This is a genomic window from Caulobacter vibrioides (assembly GCF_002858865.1).
GTDB lineage: Bacteria > Pseudomonadota > Alphaproteobacteria > Caulobacterales > Caulobacteraceae > Caulobacter > Caulobacter vibrioides.
The window spans coordinates 1-22,024 of the sequence record NZ_PJRR01000004.1; the positions used below are offsets into that span (position 1 = coordinate 1).

The following is a 22,024-nucleotide window of genomic DNA, read 5'->3' on the forward strand; positions in this document are numbered from 1 at the left end:
TGGAAGCGCAGCGTGTCGCTGATCTTGCCGCCGTAGTCGGCGTCGAGGCGCTTTTCGCCGTAGTTCAGGCCGTAGGTCCCCTGGACCGCGCCACCCTCGGTGTCGCCGGTCTTGGAGATCAGGTTGATCACGCCGCCCGGCGAGTTCGACGCAAAGGTCGAGGCCGAACCGCCGCGGATCGTCTCGATCTGCGAAAGGTTCAGGTCGCTGCGCATGAACATGTCGGAGGTGAACTGCAGCATATCGCCGAATTCGAGGACGGGCAGGCCGTCTTCCTGCAGCTGCACGTACTTGGAGCCGGTGCCCGACAGCGGCAGGCCGCGGATCGAGTAGTTCGCGTTGCCTTCACCGCCTGCGTACTCGGCGCGGATGCCGGGGATGTTGCGCAGCACTTCGCCCAGCGAGCGGGCGCCGTAGGTCTCAAATTCCGAAGCGCGCAGGGCGCTGGTGGACGTGGCGCTGTCGAGGCGGTCGCGGCCCTTGGCGACGCCGGTCGAGAACACCGCCTCGCCATGGTTCTTGCCGCCGGCGCTTTGGACAGCCTTTTCAGCCGCGGGCTTGGCCTCGGCGGCGGCGTCGGCGCTCAGAGCCTCTGCGTTCGCAAACGAGAACATCAAAAGCGGCGCGATCGCAGCGGTCGCGAGCAGATATTTCATGAGAGGGCTCCGTACGTCTCTGTATGCGTTGTGTAACTTGAGGTTATGTTGGCGTACGGGTTATAACGATAAGGTAAATCTGGACTTATGCTTTGCCGCACTTGGGTGCGACATTGTGTCCTAATTTCTATTGCTACACTTGATACAACTTTGCGAGCATCGCGCCACTCACGCGCGAGTGCGGTGTTGCAGCGCCCTGCTCTCACTCGACTGGACGTCTGATGTCGTCGTGGGGAGCAGGGTCTGGGCCGATGGGCGCCTTGCTGTCGCCAGCCGTCGAACCTGCATCACAAAAAGCAGCGGCCGGGATGCGTGAGCATCCCGGCCGCCTTTGTTCCAGAGTCTCTGGTGCAGCGTCTTAGAAGCTGTAGCGCAGCGTCGCCGAAGCCGTCCGGCCTGCGTAGGCCCGGCCGAGGATGACGCCGCTGGCCGGGATGGCGGCCTGTTCGGAGTCGACCATGGCCAGGGTGTTGAACACGTTGTTGACGTTCAGCATCAGCTGCACGTTCTCCATCGGGCGGATCTGCACGAAGGCGTTGACCAGCTTGTAGCCCGGCAGCTTCAGCTGGTTGGTGTCCTGCGCGTAGCTGCTGGTGGTGCCGATCACGTTGAAGCCCACCGTGGCGTTCTTCAGCTCGACCTGCGGCGTCACCGAGTAGATGAAGTCGGCCTGGTGGCGCGGCTTGTTGCCGATGAGAGTCGCGCTCTGGTCGGCGCTGGTGATCTTGGCGTCGGTATAGGTGGCGCCGGCGGTCACGCTGAACGGGCCCTTGCTGACAGCGGCTTCCAGTTCGACGCCCTTGGCCTTGTAGCCGCGAACGATGTTCAAGACGTCAGTGGTGCCGTCGGAGCCGCTGACGACCTGGATGTTACGCTCGCCGGTCTTGGCCGAGAAGCCGGTGACGTTAAAGGTCACGCCCGAGATCCGGTACTTCAGGCCCAGCTCGGCCTGCTTGACGGTGTCGTAGGCGCTATCGGCATCCACCAGCTTGCCGGTGTTGTAGTCGACCGCCGGCGTGAACAGGAGCTTTTCGGCCGAAGAGCGACCACCCCGGCTATAGCGGGCGAAGACGGCCAGCTGCTCGGCGACGCGATAGTTCACGCCCGTCGAATAGCTCAGATAGTTGTAGTCGTAGTCGACGCGGCCAGGCTGGCCCAGCGGCAAGGCGGCGGTCTTGGTTTCCGCCAGCGAGATCACGCCGTCGCTGTTCATGTCGCGCGAGATCACACCCACGCGGCTACCGCCCAGTTCGGCGCCGTAGAGGGTGCCGTCGACCTTGCCCATGTCGTAGCGCAGGCTGCCGCCCACGGAGATCTTGCCGATGTGGTAGTTGATCGAGGCGTACGGCGCATCGACGCTGTTCGTCACGTCGTAGGTGCGGTGAAAGAGCGCGCCGCCAACGCCGTAGGCCACCATGCCGTCTTGCGTAGCGGCCACGCCGGTGGCCGTGCGGACGTTGATCAGCGATGTCTGGCCGTCGCCGTTGACGTCGGTCAGCGTGTTCATGAACGACCAGTAGGAGCCGTAGTCCTGCGACGACTTGTAGTAGCCGACCGTGGTCGTCAGGTTGCCTTCACCCACCTTCCACACGCGGCTGGCGCGCAGATCGTTGGTGATGTTGTCGAGGCTGTCGATATCGCTCTTGATCTTCACCGCCGACGTCATCAGGCCGTTGCCGTTGAGCGCCGTAGGGTTGGCGATCGCCTGGCCGACTTGCGGACCGGTGGCGAAGCTGAGCGCGCCACCGACGCCGCCGTAGACGAAGGCGAGTGCGGCCGCCGGGGCCACAGCGATGGGGCGGACCTGCCGGACGCCGCCCGAGATCTTCGAGATGCGGAACTTCTCGCTGATGGTCCAGCCGTTCAGCTCAATCTGCGAGTCGAGACCAACAGAGGCGACCTTGGAGCGCTGGCCTTCGCGGATGTCGTCGCGCGCGATGTTGTTGTTGGCGTCCAGCGTGACGATGTTGCTGGTGTAGGGCGACAGCAGCGAGTCGGTCTTGATGTTGAAGTTGGCCGGGTTCGAGAAGGTCGGATCGGCGTTGGTGCCGGTCACGCGGATCGGCACGAACTGGTAGGACGGCGTGCGATCGTCCATCAGCTTGGCGTAGACGCGCACATAGCCGTTCTCGAGCGTCTTGGTGAGGTTGGCCTTGATCTGGCCGCCCTTGTAGGCGGTGTAGCCGACGTCGCGCGGACCTTCACCCTGGCGATAGAAGCCGCCGATGTGGAAGCGCAGCGTGTCGCTGATCTTGCCGCCGTAGTCGGCGTCGAGGCGCTTTTCGCCGTAGTTCAGGCCGTAGGTCCCCTGGACCGCGCCACCCTCGGTGTCGCCGGTCTTGGAGATCAGGTTGATCACGCCGCCCGGCGAGTTCGACGCAAAGGTCGAGGCCGAACCGCCGCGGATCGTCTCGATCTGCGAAAGGTTCAGGTCGCTGCGCATGAACATGTCGGAGGTGAACTGCAGCATATCGCCGAATTCGAGGACGGGCAGGCCGTCTTCCTGCAGCTGCACGTACTTGGAGCCGGTGCCCGACAGCGGCAGGCCGCGGATCGAGTAGTTCGCGTTGCCTTCACCGCCTGCGTACTCGGCGCGGATGCCGGGGATGTTGCGCAGCACTTCGCCCAGCGAGCGGGCGCCGTAGGTCTCAAATTCCGAAGCGCGCAGGGCGCTGGTGGACGTGGCGCTGTCGAGGCGGTCGCGGCCCTTGGCGACGCCGGTCGAGAACACCGCCTCACCGCTCGCCTTGCCGCCGGCGCTTTGCACGGCCTTTTCAGCCGCGGGCTTGGCGTCAGCGCTCAGCGCTTCTGCATTCGCGGACGAAAACATCAGGAGCGGCGCGATGGCGGCGGTTGCGAGCAAGTACTTCATGAGAGAACTCCGTGTATTTCTTAGTTATATATACTTTTGGGTGCTTGTTGATTTTTCTACTATAACAACAAGGTAAACCCGAGCTTATCAGCAGCGACTTTGTGGTGCGACATTATGTCGTGGTTACAATCGCCATGATCTGCAGCGCGAGCTCTGGCTCGCGAGGCGAAAGCGTGCCGGCGCGAGCGCTCCGGTGGGGGCGCTCGACGCTATAGCTATGGATGGATGGATTGATGGAGGGGGCGGCGGCGGCGCCGCCGCCGGGGTTAGCCCCGACCGCCTGCAGCCCTCAGGGAGCGCGCGGCGGGCGCCGCGGCCTGGCCGAAATCCGCCGAGCGCAGCCGGAAGCGCGCGACCAGGGTGGCCAGCTCGTCGGCTTCGCCGGCGAGGCTGCGTGCGGCCGCCGTCGCTTCCTTCACCATCGACGCGTTTTGCTGGGTCATGCTGTCCATGCTGGCGACGGCGCTGCTGACCTGCTTCAGATTGTCGGCTTGGGTCTCGGTGTTCAGCGCGATCTCATTGATGAGCGTGTTGGTGTCGACGATCTTCGAGCCGATGAGCGTCAGCATCTGGCCGGTGTCGCCGACCCGGCGAACGCCGCTGGCCACCTGCTCCGAGGACGTGTGGATGAGGGTCTTGATATCCCGCGCGGCGTCGGCCGAGCGCTGAGCCAGGGCGCGCACTTCCGAGGCCACGACGGCGAAGCCCTTGCCCGCGTCGCCGGCTCGTGCGGCTTCGACACCGGCGTTCAGCGCCAGCAGGTTGGTCTGGAAGGTGATGCTGTCGATCAGGTTGATGATCTGGCTGATCTCTTCCGAGCTCGTTTGGATGGCGTCCATCGCCGAGATCGCTTCGTTGACGATCGCGCCGCCGTCGGCGGCGTTGCCGTTCGCGACCTCGATGGCGGTCCGGGCGTCGGCGGCGCGTTGCGCGGTCTCGCCGACCATGACGGTGACCTGCTGGGTCGCGGTGGTCGTCTCTTGCAGGCGCGAGGCCTGCTGTTCGGTGCGGCGCGAGAGGTCCTCGGAGGCCGTGTAGATCTCGGCGGCGCCCGAACGCACGCTCTTGGCCGAGCGGGCGACACCGGAAATGCTCTGCTCGAGCCCTTCCACGGCGCTGTTGAACGACTGGCGCAGGCGCTCGTACTCAGGCTCGAACGGGTTGCTGATGATGTGGGTCAGGTCGCCGGACGCCAGAGCCGCCAGGGCGGTGTCCAGGGTCTCGACCACGCGGCGCTGGGCCGCCTCGGCGCCCAGCTTGGCGCGGTCGGCCTCGGCCTTGGCGCGATCGGCCTCTTCCTTGGCGCGGTCGGCTTCGGCCTTGGCCAGGGCGGCGTCGCGGAACACGAGCACGGCGCGGGCCATGTCGCCCAGCTCGTCGCCGCGGTTGGCGTCGACGGAGATTTCATTGTCGCCGCGCGCGAGCTGCGTCATGGCGGCGGTCAGAGTCGTGATCGGGCGGGCGATCGAGCGGCTGAGGATGCGCGAGGCCATCATCGCGATGGTGATCAGGGCGATGCCGCCGATGACCAGGGCCGTGATCGCCGTGACGATGGCGGTCTGCTGACGCGCGCCGTTCTGGGCGATGTTCTTGACCTCGGCGTTGCGGATCTCGCGCAGCGGCAGCACTGCGGCGCTCACCAGCACCTTCTTGCCCGCGTCGCGGACTTCCTGCTGCGCGGCGTCGCGCTGGCCGGCCTTAACCACCTCGATCAGGCGATCGCCCCACTCCTTGCGCCAGGCGAGGGTCGCCACGCGCGAGTCTTCGATGTGCTTGAGCATCTCGGGATCGGTGAGCGTCGAGGCCAGCTTCGCCGAGACCTGATCGTACTCGTCGCGGCCCTCGTAGTAAGACTTCAGGTAGGTGCTGTCGCCGGTGACCAGATAGCCGCGGAACTGGCTGTTCTGGCGCAGAATGGCCGTCTCGAGCGCCAGCGCGTCCGCGTGGATCTGTTGGCTGTGATTGCTGCTTTCCGTCGAGGCGCGGATCATCAGGATCGTCGCCAGGAAGACGACCATCATGATGGCTGCGGAAACGCAGATGAAGACGAACGACAGGCTGAGCTTCTTGGGAATGTTCATGGCGGTCGTCATCGTTCCAATACTCACTGGCGGGTCCTCAGCGCGGCCGCAGCGCTGATCCGTCCTCCAGGCGAAATCGCCTATGCGACGGACCTAGCGCCACGCGGCCGTCCCCCAGACCTATAGAAGAGTGATTGCTCGCCTCTTAACGACGTTTCGGTGGCGCCTTCCTAACCATGCGACATAGTGTCACCAGACAGACTGGTCGTAATTTATACGGTCTTAAGAGGCGTCGTCGTTAGGTGTCCAAAGTCGCAAGACTAAAAGAATTCCGAGGTTAAGCAGAGGCGAAGACAGCTTCTGGTGCCTCGAATTGCTCTGTACCACCTTAAGGGCTCTCGCCCGTTGGGATTGTATTTTATGATCACGCTCGCAACTGGCGCTAAGTATGAGTTGGTGCGCCAGGCGGAAAAATGCCGCTCGACGGGCTCTGCCTTCGTCGCCGCCGTTCTGGAGGCCGTCGATCGGCAGCTGCCCCTTGCGCCGCGCAGCAGCAAGATGATCGAGGGCTGGCGGGGCGACCCCGCTGCAGCCGCTGTTGCGATGCGCGTCAACGGAGCCCTTCACGCCTTGGCGCGTCGGGGGCAGCCGCGATACCTCGCGGATCTTTACAATGGCGAGCACGACGATTTCGATGGCGCGATCGCCGAGGCGTTGGCGCAGGAAGACCAGTTCATCGCTGACTGGATGCGCTATCCGACCCAGACCAACGAAGTGGCCCGCGGGGCGGCCGTGATGGCGGCGTTGATGGCGGTGGCCAAGCAGCGGCCGACGCCGTTCCAGATCCTGGAGCTGGGCTCCAGCTGCGGTCTGAACCTCAATCTTGACCGTTACGCCTATCAGCTGGGCGCAGTCGCTGCGGGCGACGTCTCGTCTCCCGTCCGCATCGCCCCTGTCTGGCGCGGCGCTGACCCGCCGGTCGCGTACGTGTCGATCGAGTCCGCGCAAGGCGTGGATCTGAGCCCCCTCAGCGCGCTTGACCCCTCGCATCGCGAGCGGTTGCTTTCCTTCACCTGGGCTGACCAGCCGGCGCGCTCGCAGCGGCTCGAAGCGGCCCTGCAGATCGCCGTCGCCCATCCGCCCCAGGTCCATCGCGGGGACGCCAGGCTATGGCTCGCTCAGCGGCTGGCCGAGCGCCAGCCCGAGGGCGTCTGCCGTGCGGTGGTCCACACGATGTTCATCCAGTACCTGAGCGATCGGGAGCGCCAGAGCGTCGCCAAGATGATGGCCGCCGCCGGCGCGGGGGCCACGGCGGATCGGCCGCTCGTCGAGATCGGTCTGGAATGGACGCCTGATCGCCGGGAGGTGCAGTTGCGCTGCACGCGTTGGCCGGATGGCGACACGACGATCCTCGCCATCTGCCATCCCTACGGCGAATGGGTCGAGTGGCGTGGCTTCCCGGACGCGACCTCCTAGGGCGCGACCTAGGGCGGCGTCTTCTGGAGCCGGGCCGGTCTAGAGCATTTTCCGATCTGTTTGGATCGGAGAAATGCTCTAGCCCTTTGTATTAACGCATTTTCTGACGACGAACCGGATCCACTTCGTCGGAAAATGCTCTAGTCGACCTGGCCCAGCACCCTGCGGATCGTCTCGACCATCCGGTCGATGTGATTCTTCTCCAGGATCAGCGGCGGCGACAGGGCGATGATGTCGCCGGTCACACGGATCAGCAGACCCTCGTCGAAGCAGGTCTCGAAGACCTCCATCGCCCGCGCGGTGGGGGCGCCGGGACGGGGTTCAAGCTCGATCCCGGCGACGAGCCCGAGATTGCGGACATCCACGACGTGGCGGGCGTCGGCCAGGCTGTGCATCGCGTCCTGCCAGTAGCCCTCCAGCCCGGCGGCGCGCGCGAAGAGATCATCTTCGCGATAGGTCTCCAGCGTCGCGAGACCGGCGGCGCAGGCCAGTGGGTGGGCCGAATAGGTGTAGCCGTGGAAGAGCTCGATGGGCGCGTCGGCGCCGTCCATCATCGCATCATAGATCTTGCCGGAGGCCGCCACAGCGCCGCAGGGCACGGCGGCGTTGGTCAGGCCCTTGGCCATGCAGATCAGGTCGGGCGTGACGCCGAAGCGGTCGGCGGCGAACGGCGCGCCGACCCGTCCAAAGCCGGTGATCACCTCGTCGAAGATCAGCAGGATGTCGTGCTTGTCGCAGATCGCGCGCAGCCGCTCCAGATAACCCTTCGGCGGAATCAGCACGCCCGTTGAACCGGCGACCGGCTCGACGATGACGGCGGCGATGTTGGAAGCGTCGTGCAGAGCGACGATCCGTTCCAGATCATCGGCCAGATGCGCGCCGTTATCGGGCTGCCCCTTGGCGAAGGCGTTTCCGGCCAGGCCATGGGTGTGAGGCAGATGGTCGACGCCGGTCAGCAAGCTGCCGAAATACATCCGGTTCTTGGGAATGCCCCCCACCGAGATGCCGCCAAAGCCGACGCCGTGGTAGCCGCGCTCGCGCCCGATCAGCCGGGTCTTGGTCCCCTTGCCGCGCGCGCGATGATAGGCCAGGGCGATCTTCAGCGCCGTGTCGACCGACTCCGAACCCGAATTGGTGAAGAAGATCCGATCCAGGCCCTTCGGCGTGATCTGCGCCAGACGCGAGGCGAACTGGAAGGCTAGGGGGTGGCCCATGTTGAAGCAGGGGGCGTAGTCCATTTCGGCCGCCTGCTTCTGGATGGCCTCGCGGATCTTGGGGCGATCATGGCCGGCGTTGACGCACCAGAGGCCCGAGGTCGCGTCCAGCACCTCGCGGCCCTCGGGCGTGCGGTACCACATGCCGCTGGCCGAGGAGAGCATGCGCGGATGGCGCTTGAACCGCCGGTTCGGCGTGAACGGCATCCAGAAGGCGTCGAGGTCGTTGGCGCCGAAATCGGGCATGGGCAGCATCCTTGCGAGCGCTTGCATTGTGATCGCAATTCAGGGCCAACTGGCAAGGCCTTCTTGGAAACCCATGCATGAAGACCCGCCGGCCTCTCGCCGATTCCACAGCCGTTCACGACCAGGTGTACGAGGCGATCCGGCAGGCGCTGATCACAGGGCGGATCGCGCCGGGCAAGGGGGTCTCTCTGCGCAGTCTCGCCGCCGAGCTGGGCGTATCGCCCATGCCCGTCCGCGACGCCGTGCGGCGGCTGGTGGCCGAGCGGGCCTTGGCGATCAACCCGGCCAACAAGCGCCTTCTGGTGCCGTCGCTCACCGCCGACCGGCTGGAGCAGCTCTCCCTGGCGCGCCTTTGGGTCGAGCCGGAACTGGCCGCGCGCGCCGCTGCGAGGGCGGACACCGGCCTCGTCCGGCAGCTCCAGGCCATCGACGCAGACCTCGACGAGGCGCTGCGACTGGGGGATGTCGACCGCTATATGGCGGCCAACCACGCGTTCCACTTTGCTTTGTATGAGCGCGCGGACGCCGAGATCCTGCTGGCCATGGCGGGCGGTCTCTGGCTGCAGATCGGGCCGTTCATGCGGGTGGTGTTCGGCCGGGTCGGCGCCGATGTGCTGGTCGCTGACCGCCACGCTGAGGCGATCGAGGCGGTCAAGGCCGGCGACGCCGACGGCGCCCGCCGCGCCATCGCCGCTGACCTTTCCGAAGGCATGGACAAGATGCGTCTCGCCGTCGAGGCGGCCGCCTAGGGCGAGTGCTTGACACGCCGCCGGATGCGGAAAACTGTGATCACAACAGTATGGATTGCCCCGCGTGACCCTTCTCGCCGACATGACCGAGCGCCTCGCCAAGCTTGCGCCGCCCAGCCAGGCGGTGATCGACGGCGCCTTGGTCGAAGCGGCGTCGGGCGCGACGTTCCATAATGTCTCGCCGCGTGACGGCCAGGTGCTGAACCTGGTCACGGCCTGCCAGGCCGACGACGTGGAGCGCGCGGTCGCCGGCGCCCGGGCCGCCTTCGAGGACGGCCGCTGGCGTGATCAGGGGCCACGCCAGAAGAAGGCGGTGCTGTTCCGTCTGGCCGAACTGATGGAGCGCGACGCCGACGAACTGGCGCTGCTGGAAAGCCTGGATGTCGGCAAGCCGATCAGCGACGCGCGAAATGTCGACATCCCGCTCGCGATCAACACCTGCCGCTGGTACGCCGAGGCGCTGGACAAGGTTTATGGCGAGGTCGGGGCTTCGCCGGCGGATCGACTGAGCTATGCGGTCCATGAGCCGCTGGGCGTGATCGGCGCCATCGTGCCGTGGAACTTCCCGCTGCACATGGCGATGTGGAAGGTCGCCCCGGCGCTGGCCATTGGCAATTCGGTCGTCCTCAAACCCGCCGAGCAGTCGCCGCTCACGGCGCTCAAGCTGGGTGAACTGGCGCTCGAGGCGGGGTTGCCGCCAGGCGTGTTGAACGTCGTTCCGGGGCTCGGCGGCGTGGCCGGCGAGGCGCTGGCTCTGTCGATGGACGTCGACATGATCGCCTTCACCGGTTCTGGGCCCGTGGGGCGCCGGCTGATGGAGTATTCGGCGCGCTCGAACCTGAAGCGCGTGTCCCTGGAGTTGGGCGGCAAGTCGCCTCAGATCGTCTTCGCCGACTGCCCGGACCTAGAGGCCGCCGCCCAGGCCGCCGCCTGGGGCGTGTTCTATAACCAGGGCGAGGTCTGCACCGCCGCCTCGCGCCTGCTGGTCGAGGCCCCGATCAAGGAAGCTTTCCTCGCGCGGGTGATCGAGGTCGCCAAGGGCATGAAGGTCGGCGATCCGCTGGATCCGTCGACCCAGTTCGGGGCCATGGTCAGCGAGCGGCAGATGAACACCGCGCTCGACTACATCGCCACCGCCGACAGCCAGGGCGCGAGGCGTGTGCTGGGCGGCCAGAGGGTGCGCCAGGAGACCGGCGGTTTCTATGTCGAGCCGACGATCTTCGATCAGGTGCGACCCGACCAGACCCTGGCGCGGGAAGAGGTGTTCGGCCCCGTGCTGGGCGTGATGACCTTCTCGTCCGAAGACGAGGCGATGCGGCTGGCCAATGACACGGTCTATGGCCTGGCTGCAGGCCTGTGGACCGCCGACGTCAGCAAGGCCCTGCGCGGCGCGCGGCGGCTGAAAGCGGGCCTTGTCTGGGTCAACGGCTGGGACGCTTGCGACATCACCATGCCGTTCGGAGGCTTCAAGCAGTCGGGTTTTGGCCGCGACCGCAGCCTTCATGCGTTGCACAAGTACGCCGACCTGAAGTCGGTGTCCGTGACGCTGAGGTGACCTGTATGACCGCCCTGAACCTTGCCGAAACCGCAGCCTTGATCGACGGACAATGGGTCCGGGGCGAGGCGAGCTTTGACGTGCTCAATCCCGCCGACGGGACGCTGATCGCCGCCGTCGCCGACCTCGGTGCGGCCGAGACGACGCTGGCCATCGACGCGGCGCATCGCGCCCTCCCGGCCTGGGCCGCCCGGACCGCCAAGGAGCGCGGCGCGATCCTGCGCCGGTGGAGCGAACTGATCCTCGCCCACGCCGACGATCTGGCGCGGCTGATGACCGCCGAGCAGGGCAAGCCGCTGGCCGAGGCCAGGGGTGAGGTGGTTTATGGCGCGTCGTTCATCGACTGGTTCGCCGAGGAGGCCAAGCGCGCCTACGGCCACACGATCCCGACGCCCATGCCGGGCAAGCGTCTGGCCTCGATCAAGCAGCCGGTGGGGGTTTGCGCCGCCATCGCGCCATGGAACTTCCCGATCGCCATGATCACCCGCAAGGTCGGCCCGGCCCTGGCGGCCGGCTGCACGGTGGTGGTCAAGCCGGCGGCCGAGACGCCGCTCAGCGCCCTGGCCATCGCGCGCCTGGCCATCGAGGCGGGCGTACCGGCGGGCGTGCTGAACATCGTCACCACCACCCGCTCGAGCGAGGTCGGCAAGGTGCTGTGCGACGACAGCCGGGTGCGGAAGCTGTCGTTCACCGGCTCTACGCCCATCGGCAAGGTGCTCTACCAGCAGTGCGCCGGCACGATGAAGAAGCTCTCGCTGGAGCTGGGCGGCAACGCGCCCTTCATCGTCTTCGACGACGCCGACCTGGAGGCCGCCGTCGATGGGGCGATCGCCAGCAAGTACCGCAACGCCGGCCAGACCTGCGTCTGCGCCAATCGCCTCATCGTGCAGTCCGGCATCCACGACGCCTTCGCCGCGCGCCTGGCTGAAAAGGTCGCCGCGCTGAAGGTGGGTCCCGGCACGGGCGAGGGCGTGCAGATCGGTCCGCTGATCAATGAGAAGGCCCTGACCAAGGTGGTGGGTCTGGTCAGCGGCGCCGTGCAGGGCGGGGCCGAGGTGCTGACCGGCGGCGACGTCCACGGTCTGGGCGGGCACTTCTACCAGCCGACCGTGCTGGTCGGGGCGACGCCGGAGATGCGGATCTTCCAGGAGGAGATCTTTGGCCCGGTCGCCCCGATCGTGAAGTTCGAGACCGAGGCCGAGGCGGTCGAGCTGGCCAACGCCACGCCCTTTGGCTTGGCGGCCTATTTCTACAGCCGCGATGTCGGCCGCTGCTGGCGCGTGGCCGAGCAGATCGAGGCCGGCATGGTCGGCATCAATGAAGGCCTGATCTCCACCGAGGTCGCGCCGTTCGGCGGGGTCAAGGAAAGCGGCCTCGGCCGCGAAGGCGCCTCCGAGGGGCTCGAGGAGTATCTGGAGACCAAGTACCTGTGTTTCGGCGGGGTGGCCGGATGAGGCTGTTCAGCGCCGCCATCTCAAAAGCTCCGTCATCCCGCGCTTCATGCGCGGGACCCATTTGTCCGCCGCACGTGCGGGAGGGATTGGGCTCTGCTGATCCGCTTCGTTCTCGCGTGCGGGCTGAACCATGGGTCCCGCGCATGAAGCGCGGGATGACGGTGGTGGAGGCGGTGGGATGATCGCTGAGCTCGCCAAATCCCTCTCCGATCTGCTGACCGCCGAGCGCGCCCGCTTCACGGCCGAGCACCCGCGCTCGGTCGCCATGGCCAAGGCGGCGGGCGCCCACTGGCGGGGCGGCGCGCCGATGCACTGGATGAACGACTGGGCCAGCCCCAGTCCGATCTTCGCCGCCCAGGGCGTCGGGGCTCAGATCACCGATGTCGACGGCAAGCTCTATGACGACTTCTGCCTAGGCGACACGCCGTCGATGTTCGGGCATGGCGATCCGTCGGTGGCGGCGGCCGTCGCCGACCAGATCAAGCGCGGGGCGGGCTTCATGCTACCGACCGCCTCGGCCGCGATCGTCGGCAAGCTTCTCTCCGAACGTTTCGGCCTGCCGCTGTGGCAGGCGGCGACCACGGCCAGCGACGCCAACCGCGCGGCCATCCGCTGGGCGCGGGCGGTCACCGGCCGGTCGGTGATCCTGGTCTTCGACGGCTGCTACCACGGCATGGTCGACGACGCCTTCGTGGTGCTGAAGGACGGCGCCCCGGTGATGAAGCCGGGTCTGCTGGGCCAGGTGCATGATCTGACCGCCACCACCCGCGTCGTGCCGTTCAACGATCTGGCCGCCCTGGAAGCCGCTCTGGCGCCGGGCGATGTCGCCGCCGTCCTGGCCGAGCCGGTGATGACCAACTGCGGCATGATCCTGCCCGAGCCCGGCTTCCTTGAGGCGCTGCGTCGACTGACGCGCGAGGCCGGAACGCTGCTGGTCATCGACGAGACCCACACGATTTCGACCGGCCCCGGCGGCTACACCCGCGCCCACGGCCTGGAGCCCGACGTCTTCGTCTTGGGCAAGGCGGTCGCGGGCGGCGTGCCGGCGGCGGTCTGGGGCGTCACCGCCGAGCTTTCGGCGCGGATGGACGCGGCTCAGCAAAGGATCGGTCCTGGCCAGTCGGGGATCGGGACCACCTTGTCGGGCAACGCCCTGGCCATGGCCGCCATGCGGGCCATGCTGAGCGAGGTCATGACCGAGGCGGCCTATGGCAAGATGCTGGCCGGCGCCGAGCGGCTGGTGGCGGGGCTGAACGCGGTGATCGCCGCCCGCAAGCTGCCCTGGTCGGTGGTCCATGTCGGGGCCCGGGTGGAGCTGGTCTTCGCCGATCCGCCGCCAAAAAACGCCGCTCAGATGCGGAAAGTGCTGGACCACGAGGCGGTGGAAGCGCTGCATTTGTGGCTGATAAACCGGGGCGTCCTGATCGCGCCCTTCCACAACATGATGCTGGTCTCGCCCGTCACCGAAGACGCGGCGATCGACCGACTGGTCGCGGCCGTCGACGGTTTCGCGGCGGCGATGGGGGAATGATGAGCGCTGTAGCCGACATCCAGGAGTGCCGCGACTTCCTCGCCGCCCATCCGCAGGTCAAGTTCGTCGAGGTGTTCTTCACCAGCATGACCGGCGTGCCGCGCGGCAAGCGGCTGCGGGTGCACGAGCTGGAGGCCATCTACGAGTACGGCCGGTTCCTGCCCGGGTCGGTGCTGGTGGTCGACACCAACGGCGCTGACTGCGAGGACACGGGCCTGGTCTGGGAAGACGGCGACGCCGACCGCCGCGCGCGACCTGTGCCGGGAACCCTGACCCTGGCGCCGTGGCTGGGCCCCGACGTCGCCCAGGTCATGCTGTCGCTGTACGAGCTGGACGGGACGCCCAATGATTTGGATCCCCGCCATGTGCTGCAGCGGGTGCTGGACCGCTACGCCGCCGATGGCCTGACGCCGGTCGCGGCCTGCGAGCTGGAGTACTATCTCGTTGACTTGCAGCGCGGGCCGAACGGCGAGCTGCTGCCCGCCAAGTCGCTGCAGACCGGTCTGCGGCCGACCGGCATCCAGGTCTATGGCCTGCCGGAACTGGAGGCCCACGCCCCGTTCCTGCGCGAGCTGTGGGACGTGGCCGACACCCTGGGCGTGCCGCTGGAAGGCGCGATCTCGGAGTTCGCCCCGGCCCAGGTGGAGCTGACCCTCAAGCACAAGCCCGACGCCCTGCGCGCCGCCGACGACGCGGTGCTCTACAAGCGCGCGGCCAAGGGCGTGGCCCTGCGTCACGGGATGGAGGCCACGTTCATGGCCAAGCCGTGGAGCGACCGGGCCGGCAACGGCTTCCACGTCCATCTCAGCGTCAATGACGCGGCGGGAAACAACCTCTGCGCCAGCGAGGATATCGAGGGCTCGGACCTGCTGAAGCACGCCATCGGCGGCATGAAGGTGCTGCTGGGCGAGGGCATGGCGATCCTGGCGCCGAACGCCAACAGCTATCGCCGCTTCAAGGCCAACAGCTACGCCCCGGTGGCGCCGACCTGGGGTGTCAACAATCGCACCGTATCCTTGCGCGTGCCGGCGGGGCCGCCCAAGACCCGTCACGTCGAGCATCGCGTGGCCGGCGCGGACGGCAATCCGTATCTGGTCTTGGCCGTGCTGCTGGCCAGCGCCCACCACGGGATCACCAACAAGATCGATCCAGGTCCCGCGGTGATCGGCGACGGCTACGCCGCGGCCGCCAAGGAGAACATCCGGCTACCCAACAACTGGTTCGCCGCCGTGGACCTGTTCGAGCAGTCGAGCGTGCTGCGCGACTACCTCGGCGACCGTTTCGTGGACATGTTCGTGTCGGTGAAGCGCACGGAACAGGCGCGTTTCTTCGAGGTGGTCACCGAACTGGATTTCGACTGGTACCTGCGCAACGCCTGACGGCGTGGCGATGTAGCGTGAACTCAGCTGCGGGCCCCGGCCTGCATTCAACGAAGCGATAGGGGAGTTTCGAAACGATGAGCACGATCACCCAGCGAGGCCTCAACAAGGCGGGCCTGAGCCGCCGCTCGCTCTTGACCGCCACCGGCGCCGCCGCGATCGGCCTGACCTTCACCGCCTGCGGCGAGAAGCCCAAGGCCGCGCCCGGCGCCGAGGAGGCCAAGCTCAACTTCTACAACTGGGACACCTATATCGGCGAGACGACGCTGGGTGACTTCAAGAAGGCCACCGGGATCGACGTGAACATGAGCCTGTTCGCGACCAACGACGAACTGTTCGCCAAGCTGAAGGCGGGCAATCCGGGCTTCGATGTCGTGGTGCCGTCGAACGAGTTCGTGACGCGGATGAGCCAGGGCGGCCTTCTGGAGCCGCTGGATCACGCCAAGATCCCGAACATGAAGAACATCGATCCCAGCTTCTTGAACCCTGAGTTCGATCCCGGGCGGAAGTTCTCCATGCCCTACACTTGGCTGCTGCTGGGCATTGGCTACCGCAAGAGCAAGGTCAAGGGTGTTCCCGATAGCTGGAAGTGGCTGTTCGACAGCGACCAGTACAAGGGCCGCATCGCCCTGCTGTCGGAAAGCGCGGACTTGGTGCGCCTGTCGGCCAAGTATCTTGGCCACTCGGTCAACAACATCCCGCAGGACATGCTGCCCAAGATCGAGCAGATGCTGATCAAGCAGAAGCCCTTTGTGAAGGCCTTCCACGACGACAACGGCCAGGACATGCTGATGTCGGGCGAGGTTGATCTGGTGCTCGAGTACAACGGCGACATCGCTCAGGCGATGAAGGAGGATCCGGACCTCGACTTCGTCGTGCCCAAGGAAGGCAGCCTGATCAACTCCGACACCCTGTGCATCCCCAAGGGCGCGCCGCGGCCGAACAACGCCCACGCCTTCATCAACTATCTGCTGGACGCGCAGGCCGGGGCCGAGATCAGCAAGACGATCCTGTATCCGACCCCGAACGCGGCGGCCAAGGCGCTGATGCCGGAAGACTACAAGAACAACCCGGTGATCTTCCCGCCGGCCGACGTCATGGCCAAGTGCGAGTACGGGGCCTTCGAGGGTGCGGAAAAGGCCAGCCAGTATGAGGAACTGATCACCCGGGTGCGGGCGGCTTAAGGCGCGGAAAATCCTCCCCCCGGAGGGGGAGGAGGCCGAAGGCCGGAGGGGGAAGTCCGGACTGTCCGGGTTCTTCCCCCTCCGTCGCCTCCGGCGACACCTCCCCCGCTAGGGGGAGGATTTGGAGGGCTCCATGGAACAATCCTGGAAACAGGCGAAAGCCGTGTTTGCCGCGGCGCTGGGACCGCCGCTGGTGTGGCTGGTGCTGTTCTTCCTCGCGCCCATGGCGATCGTCTGGGCCTACAGCTTCGGCCACAATGTCGGGCTGACCGAGATCGCCATCAGCGGCACGTTCCACAACTATGCGCGCGCCATCGAGCCGCTGTACCTGAAGATCTTCCTGAAGTCGGTCTGGGTCGCAGGCCTGACGACAGGCCTGTGCCTGGTCATCGGCTTCCCGGTCGCCCTGGCCATCACCTTCGCCTCCGACAAGGCCAAGGCCTGGCTGCTGCTGCTGATCATGCTGCCGTTCTGGACGAACCTTCTGATCCGCACCTACGCCCTGATCGCGGTGCTGCGCACCGAGGGCTACGTGAACCAGGGGCTGGAGTGGTTCTGGAAGGGCGGAAGCGGTCTGGCCACGCTGATCGGCCTGCAGCCGCTGGGCGACTTCCAGCCGCTGGAGCTGCTGCACAACAATTTCGCGGTGATCCTGGGCCTTGTCTATGTGCACCTGCCCTTCATGGTGTTGCCGCTCTATTCGGCGCTGGACCGCCTGGACAAGTCGTTGCTGGAAGCCAGCCTGGACCTGGGCGCGGGGCATCTGCGCACCCTGTTCAAAGTGGTCGTGCCTCTGGCCATCCCGGGCATCGCCTCGGGCGTGTTGATCACCTTCATTCCCGCGCTCGGCGCCTATCTGACGCCGGACCTCTTGGGCGGCCCCGACAGCCAGATGATCGCCAACATCATCGAGCGCCAGTTCAAGCGCGCCAATGACTGGCCGTTCGGCGCGGCCCTGTCCTTCCTGCTGATGTACCTGACCTTCATCGCCATCGCGATCCAGGCGGTGCTGAACAGGAAGACCCCGGAGGCCAAGGGATGAAGCGCTGCATGACGCCCCCTCCGTCTCGCTGCGTATTCGCAGCGATCCACCTCCCCCGTTTCACGGGTGAGGAGAACAAAGCTCCCTCCTGCCCCGCTTGCGGGGGAGGTGGCGCGTCGCCAGCAGGCGACGTGACGGAGGGGGCGTTCTGATGACCAAGAAATCCGCTCCCGGCCCCCTCGAATACCTCCGCCGCTGGCAGATGCAGGCGTGGCTGGCGGCCGTGTTCATCTTCCTCTACGCGCCGTTGATCGCGCTGATGGCGTTCAGCTTCAACGACAGCAAGCGCAACATCGTCTGGAAGGGCTTCACGCTCAAATATTACGAGAAGCTGTTCAACAATTCCGAGCTGCTCGAGGCGTTCGGCAACAGCCTGACGATCGCGGCGGCGTCGACGGTGATCAGCCTGTTCCTGGGCGCGGCCGTGGCCCTGGCGTTGTGGCGGTTCCGCTTCCCCGGCAAGACGGCGGTGGACGGGGCGATGGCCCTGCCGATCGTGGTGCCGGAGATCTGCATGGGCGTGGCCATGCTGGTGTTCTTCGCCAAGGTGCTGCCCTGGCCGCAGGGGATGCCCTGGCCGCTGAACCTGGGCGCGATCATCATCGCCCACGTCTCGTTCTCGTTCCCGTTCGTGGCGGTGGTCGTCCGCGCGCGGATGGCCAGCTTCAACCGCGAGATGGAGGAGGCCGCCCGCGACCTGGGGGCGGGCGAGTTCCGCACCATCAAGGACGTGATCCTGCCGCACATGGCGCCGTCGCTGATCGCCGGCGCGCTGCTGGCCTTCACGCTGAGCCTCGATGACTTCGTCATCACCTTCTTCACCGCAGGTCCGGACACCGTGACCTTCCCGGTGAAGGTCTATTCGATGGTCCGCTTCTCGGTGACGCCGGAGGTCAACGCGGCCTCGACGGTGCTGATCGTGCTGACCGTGCTGCTGACGGCGGCGGCGCTGAAACTGCAGGGCAACCCCGCAGCTGCGGCGGGACACGGGGCGAAGGACGGCAAATGAGCGTGTTCGCAGCGCCCCCTCCGTCTCGCCGCTTCGCGTCGATCCACCTCCCCCGTTTGACGGGTGAGGAGGGTGCGGCTTCTTCCTCCCACGCAAGGCGGGGGAGGTGGCGCGATGCGAATACGCATCGTGACGGAGGGGGCGCTTTGTTCGGAAACTTGTGTGTCGGGGGGCAATCGAAGTGACCAAACCCATCATCACCTTCGAGAACGTCACCAAGCGGTTCGGCAAGCTGGCGGCCGTCGACAACGTCTCGCTGACGGTCAACGAGGGCGAGTTCTTTGCGCTCTTGGGCCCATCGGGCTGCGGCAAGACCACCCTGTTGCGGATGCTGGCCGGCTTCGAGACGCCCACCGAGGGGCGCATCCTGATCGATGGCCAGGACATCTCCAACGTGCCGCCCAACAAGCGGCCGGTGAACATGGTGTTCGAGTCCTACGCGGTGTTCCCGCACATGACTGTCGCCGATAACGTCGCCTACGGCCTGAAGGTCGACAACGTGCCCAAGGCCGAACGCGAAGCCCGCGTCGCCGAGGCGCTGGAGTTGGTGCAACTGGGCGGCCTGGGCGGGCGCAAGCCTGACCAGCTGTCGGGCGGCCAGCGCCAGCGGGTCGCGCTTGCCCGAGCCCTGGTCAAGCGCCCCCGCGTACTGCTGCTGGACGAGCCGCTGTCGGCCCTGGACGCCAAGCTGCGCGAGCAGATGCGCACCGAGCTGTGCACCTTGCAGGAGAAGGTCGGCATCACCTTCATCATGGTCACCCACGACCAGGACGAGGCCCTGGCCTTGGCCTCGCGCTGCGCGGTGATGAGCAAGGGGCTCCTGCAGCAGGTGGCCACCCCCAGCGACCTCTACGAGTTCCCCAACAGCCGGTTCGTGGCCGACTTCATCGGTCAGGTGAACCTGTTCGAGGGCGTGCTGGCGGTCGACGAGCCCAGCCACGCGGTGATCAAATCGCCCGACCTGCCGGTCGACATCTTCCTGGATCACGGCGTCACTGGCCCGCGCGGCGGCACGGTGTGGGCGGCGATCCGTCCCGAGAAGATCGAGCTGCACAAGAAGACCGACGACACCCCGCCCAACCTCGGCGACGCGCCCAAGGGGACCAACGCTGTCGAGGGCGTGATCAAGCACGAAGCCTATCTGGGGGGCTCGTCCACCTATGAGGTCGAGATCGCTGGCGGTCGCCGGGTCAAGGTCCAGCGCTCGAACCTGACCCGTTGGGACCAGGAAGACTTCAAGCTGGGCGAGACCGTCTGGCTGTGCTGGCACGCCTGTTCACCGGCGGTGCTGTTGTCGTGACCCACATCCTTCAAGCCAACCAAAGCTTGTCATCCCGGCCGCAGCGAAGCGGAGAGCCGGGATCAAGGGGCGACCGCAATGCGCCGGCCCCTGGGTCCCGGATAGCGCTACGCGCTTCCGGGATGACGAGCGAAATGGAGCCAGAAGGGGTGTTTTGCTCATGACCGCCCGCCCCGTCGCCGGGATCATCTGTTGCACCCGCACCGTCGGGGTCGAGCCGGCCCAGGCGGTGATGAGCCGCTATGTCGACGCGACCATGGCCTATGGCGATGTGGCCGCGCTGCTGATCCCCTCGCTGCCGGGGCGGATGCGCGCGGCCGAGGTGGCCGGCCGCCTGGACGGCCTGATGCTGACCGGCAGCCCCTCGAACCTTGATCCCGCCCTCTACGGCGAGGAGATCGGCGACGCGCCGGGGCCGTTCGACGCGGCTCGCGACGGCATGACCGCCGACCTGATCAAGGCCATGCTGGACCTGGGCAAGCCAGTGTTCGGGATCTGTCGGGGTTTCCAGGAGATCAATGTCGCGTTCGGCGGCACGCTGCGGCGGGACATGGCCGCCAGTCCTGACCTGATCGCGCACCACGCCCCCGATGACGTCGACTTCAACGGCATGTTCGACCACCTCCACGACGTGGCCCTGACCCCGGGCGGGGTGCTCTCGCGTGCGTTCGAAGCCGAGGCCGCGGTAGTGAACTCGGTCCACTACCAGGGCGTTGATCGTCTGGGCGAGGGATTGGCCGTGGAGGCCCGCGCGCCCGACGGCGTGGTCGAAGCCTTCTCCGCCACCGTCAACGCCGCGCCTGTCCTCGCCGTCCAATGGCACCCCGAATGGAAGCCGGCGCAGAACCGGCAGTCGCAGATCTTCTTTGAAATTTTCGGACGCGCCCTCAGAGGCGCGCCACTCGTCGCGTAAGGCCCAGGAGCCCCCGTATGAACGCCCCCATCCGCAACCACGACGTCGCCGAGCTCAAGCGCCTGGACCTGGCGCACCACCTGCCGGCCCAGGCCGACCACAAGGTCATCGCCGAGCTGGGCGGCAGCCGCATCGTGACCCGCGCCGACGGCTGCTACATCACCGACGGCGACGGCCATCGCATCCTGGACGGCATGGCGGGCCTGTGGTGCGTGAATGTCGGGTACGGCCGCAAGGAACTGGCCGACGCGGCCTACGAGCAGATGCTGGAGCTGCCCTACTACAACACCTTCTTCAAGACCGCGACGCCGCCGACCGTGAAGCTGGCGGCCAAGATCGCCGAGAAGATGGGCGGCCACCTGACCCACGTGTTCTTCAACTCTTCGGGGTCGGAGGCCAATGACACGGTCTTCCGTCTGGTCCGCCACTATTGGAAGCTGAAGGGCCAGCCCAACCGCACGGTCTTCATCAGCCGCTGGAACGCCTATCACGGCTCGACGGTGGCGGGCGTGTCGTTAGGCGGCATGAAGCACATGCATGTGCAGGGCGACCTGCCGATCCCGGGCGTCGAGCATGTGATGCAGCCCTACCCATTCGGCGAGGGCTTCGGCGAGGATCCGGCCGCCTTCCGCGATCGCGCCGTGAAAGAGATCGAGGACAAGATCCTCGAGGTCGGGCCTGAAAACGTCGCGGCCTTCATCGGCGAGCCGGTGCAGGGGGCGGGCGGGGTGATCATTCCCCCCGACGGCTATTGGCCCGCCGTCGAGGCCCTGTGCCGCAAGTACGGGATCCTCTTGGTCTGCGACGAGGTGATCTGCGGCTTTGGGCGCCTCGGCCAATGGTTTGGCCACCAGCACTACGGGATCAAGCCGGACCTGATCGCCATGGCCAAGGGCCTGTCGTCGGGCTACCTGCCGATTTCGGCCGTGGGCGTGGCCGACCACATCGTCGCCGAACTGCGCGAGAAGGGCGGCGACTTCATCCACGGCTTTACCTATTCGGGCCATCCGACCTGCGCGGCCGTGGCGCTGAAGAACATCGAGATCATCGAGCGTGAGGGTCTGGTCGAGCGCGCCCGCGAGGACGCTGGCCCATACCTCGCCAAGGCGCTGGCCAGCCTGAACGACCACCCGCTGGTCGGCGAGACCCGGTCGCTGGGTCTGATCGGCGCGGTCGAGATCGTCCGCGAGAAGGGGACCAATCATCGCTTCCTCGACAAGGAAGGCGAGGCCGGGCCGATCGTCCGTGACATCTGCATCCGGAACGGCCTGATGGTTCGCGCCATCCGCGACAGCATCGTCTGCTGTCCGCCGCTGATCGTCAGCCACGCCGAGATCGACGAGCTGGTCGGGATCATCGAAAGGTCGCTGACCGAAGCCGAGCCGATCCTTCGTGCGCTGAAGCCGAAGGCTGTGTCATGAGG

Annotated in this window: 16 protein-coding genes and 2 pseudogenes; 14 read left to right on the forward strand and 4 right to left on the reverse strand. The window is 66.6% G+C overall.

Annotation, left to right across the window (positions count from 1 at the left end):
- The 3 genes from CVUC_RS00430 to CVUC_RS00440 all read right to left on the reverse strand — a co-directional run.
- Positions 1-656, reverse strand: a 656-nt coding sequence (locus tag CVUC_RS00430) for a TonB-dependent receptor plug domain-containing protein (RefSeq protein WP_170013891.1), incomplete at its 3' end; no start/stop codon positions are given.
- Between the two features lie 358 nt (positions 657-1,014).
- Positions 1,015-3,528 (reverse strand): TonB-dependent receptor domain-containing protein, encoded by a 2,514-nt coding sequence (locus CVUC_RS00435; RefSeq protein ID WP_096034273.1) that lies wholly within the window; start codon positions 3,526-3,528, stop codon positions 1,015-1,017.
- A gap of 266 nt (positions 3,529-3,794) precedes the next feature.
- Positions 3,795-5,636, reverse strand: coding sequence for a methyl-accepting chemotaxis protein (locus CVUC_RS00440; RefSeq protein WP_164468223.1), 1,842 nt, complete (start codon positions 5,634-5,636; stop codon positions 3,795-3,797).
- A gap of 324 nt (positions 5,637-5,960) precedes the next feature.
- Here CVUC_RS00440 and CVUC_RS00445 point away from each other — a divergent pair, with 324 nt between their 5' ends.
- Complete coding sequence (locus CVUC_RS00445; RefSeq protein WP_164468287.1) at positions 5,961-7,025, forward strand: DUF2332 domain-containing protein; 1,065 nt, start codon at positions 5,961-5,963, stop codon at positions 7,023-7,025.
- Positions 7,026-7,165: 140 nt separating this feature from the next.
- On the opposite strand, the gene CVUC_RS00450 is transcribed toward CVUC_RS00445, so the two are convergent.
- The gene (locus CVUC_RS00450) at positions 7,166-8,494 is read right to left on the reverse strand and encodes an aspartate aminotransferase family protein (RefSeq protein WP_096034270.1); all 1,329 of its coding nucleotides are present in this window, start codon (positions 8,492-8,494) and stop codon (positions 7,166-7,168) included.
- 68 nt (positions 8,495-8,562) lie between these two features.
- Between CVUC_RS00450 and CVUC_RS00455 the strand changes: the two genes are divergently transcribed.
- From CVUC_RS00455 to CVUC_RS00510, 13 genes and pseudogenes are all read left to right on the forward strand, one after another.
- Positions 8,563-9,234: a GntR family transcriptional regulator gene (locus CVUC_RS00455; protein ID WP_012640678.1), complete on the forward strand. Its 672-nt coding sequence runs from the start codon at positions 8,563-8,565 to the stop codon at positions 9,232-9,234.
- A gap of 55 nt (positions 9,235-9,289) precedes the next feature.
- Positions 9,290-10,789, forward strand: a complete 1,500-nt coding sequence (locus CVUC_RS00460) for an aldehyde dehydrogenase (RefSeq protein ID WP_164468222.1) — start codon at positions 9,290-9,292, stop codon at positions 10,787-10,789.
- Positions 10,786-12,243, forward strand: a complete 1,458-nt coding sequence (locus CVUC_RS00465) for an NAD-dependent succinate-semialdehyde dehydrogenase (RefSeq protein WP_164468221.1) — start codon at positions 10,786-10,788, stop codon at positions 12,241-12,243. Before CVUC_RS00460 ends, CVUC_RS00465 begins: the two co-directional genes overlap by 4 nt.
- Positions 12,244-12,373: 130 nt before the next feature.
- Positions 12,374-13,774 carry an aspartate aminotransferase family protein gene (locus CVUC_RS00470; protein WP_096034268.1) on the forward strand — a complete coding sequence of 467 codons (1,401 nt, stop codon included), beginning with the start codon at positions 12,374-12,376 and terminating at the stop codon, positions 13,772-13,774.
- A complete protein-coding gene (locus tag CVUC_RS00475; protein WP_010920974.1) occupies positions 13,771-15,153 on the forward strand; it encodes a glutamine synthetase family protein in 1,383 nt (460 codons plus the stop codon). The genes CVUC_RS00470 and CVUC_RS00475 overlap by 4 nt, the downstream gene beginning before the upstream one ends.
- A gap of 77 nt (positions 15,154-15,230) precedes the next feature.
- Complete coding sequence (locus CVUC_RS00480) at positions 15,231-16,337, forward strand: ABC transporter substrate-binding protein (protein WP_010920973.1); 1,107 nt, start codon at positions 15,231-15,233, stop codon at positions 16,335-16,337.
- Between the two features lie 121 nt (positions 16,338-16,458).
- Positions 16,459-17,379 (forward strand): ABC transporter permease, encoded by a 921-nt coding sequence (locus tag CVUC_RS00485; RefSeq protein ID WP_164468220.1) that lies wholly within the window; start codon positions 16,459-16,461, stop codon positions 17,377-17,379.
- Between the two features lie 12 nt (positions 17,380-17,391).
- Positions 17,392-17,514 (forward strand): annotated as a pseudogene (locus CVUC_RS00490) (hypothetical protein); the annotation flags it as partial.
- 16 nt (positions 17,515-17,530) lie between these two features.
- Positions 17,531-18,388 (forward strand): ABC transporter permease, encoded by an 858-nt coding sequence (locus tag CVUC_RS00495; protein ID WP_101685769.1) that lies wholly within the window; start codon positions 17,531-17,533, stop codon positions 18,386-18,388.
- 160 nt (positions 18,389-18,548) lie between these two features.
- The gene (locus CVUC_RS00500) at positions 18,549-19,688 is read left to right on the forward strand and encodes an ABC transporter ATP-binding protein (RefSeq protein WP_101685770.1); all 1,140 of its coding nucleotides are present in this window, start codon (positions 18,549-18,551) and stop codon (positions 19,686-19,688) included.
- A gap of 9 nt (positions 19,689-19,697) precedes the next feature.
- Positions 19,698-19,790 (forward strand): annotated as a pseudogene (locus CVUC_RS20115) (hypothetical protein); the annotation flags it as partial.
- 58 nt (positions 19,791-19,848) lie between these two features.
- Positions 19,849-20,601 (forward strand): gamma-glutamyl-gamma-aminobutyrate hydrolase family protein, encoded by a 753-nt coding sequence (locus CVUC_RS00505; protein ID WP_096034264.1) that lies wholly within the window; start codon positions 19,849-19,851, stop codon positions 20,599-20,601.
- A gap of 17 nt (positions 20,602-20,618) precedes the next feature.
- Positions 20,619-22,022 (forward strand): aspartate aminotransferase family protein, encoded by a 1,404-nt coding sequence (locus tag CVUC_RS00510; RefSeq protein ID WP_096034263.1) that lies wholly within the window; start codon positions 20,619-20,621, stop codon positions 22,020-22,022.
- Positions 22,023-22,024: the final 2 nt, after the last annotated feature.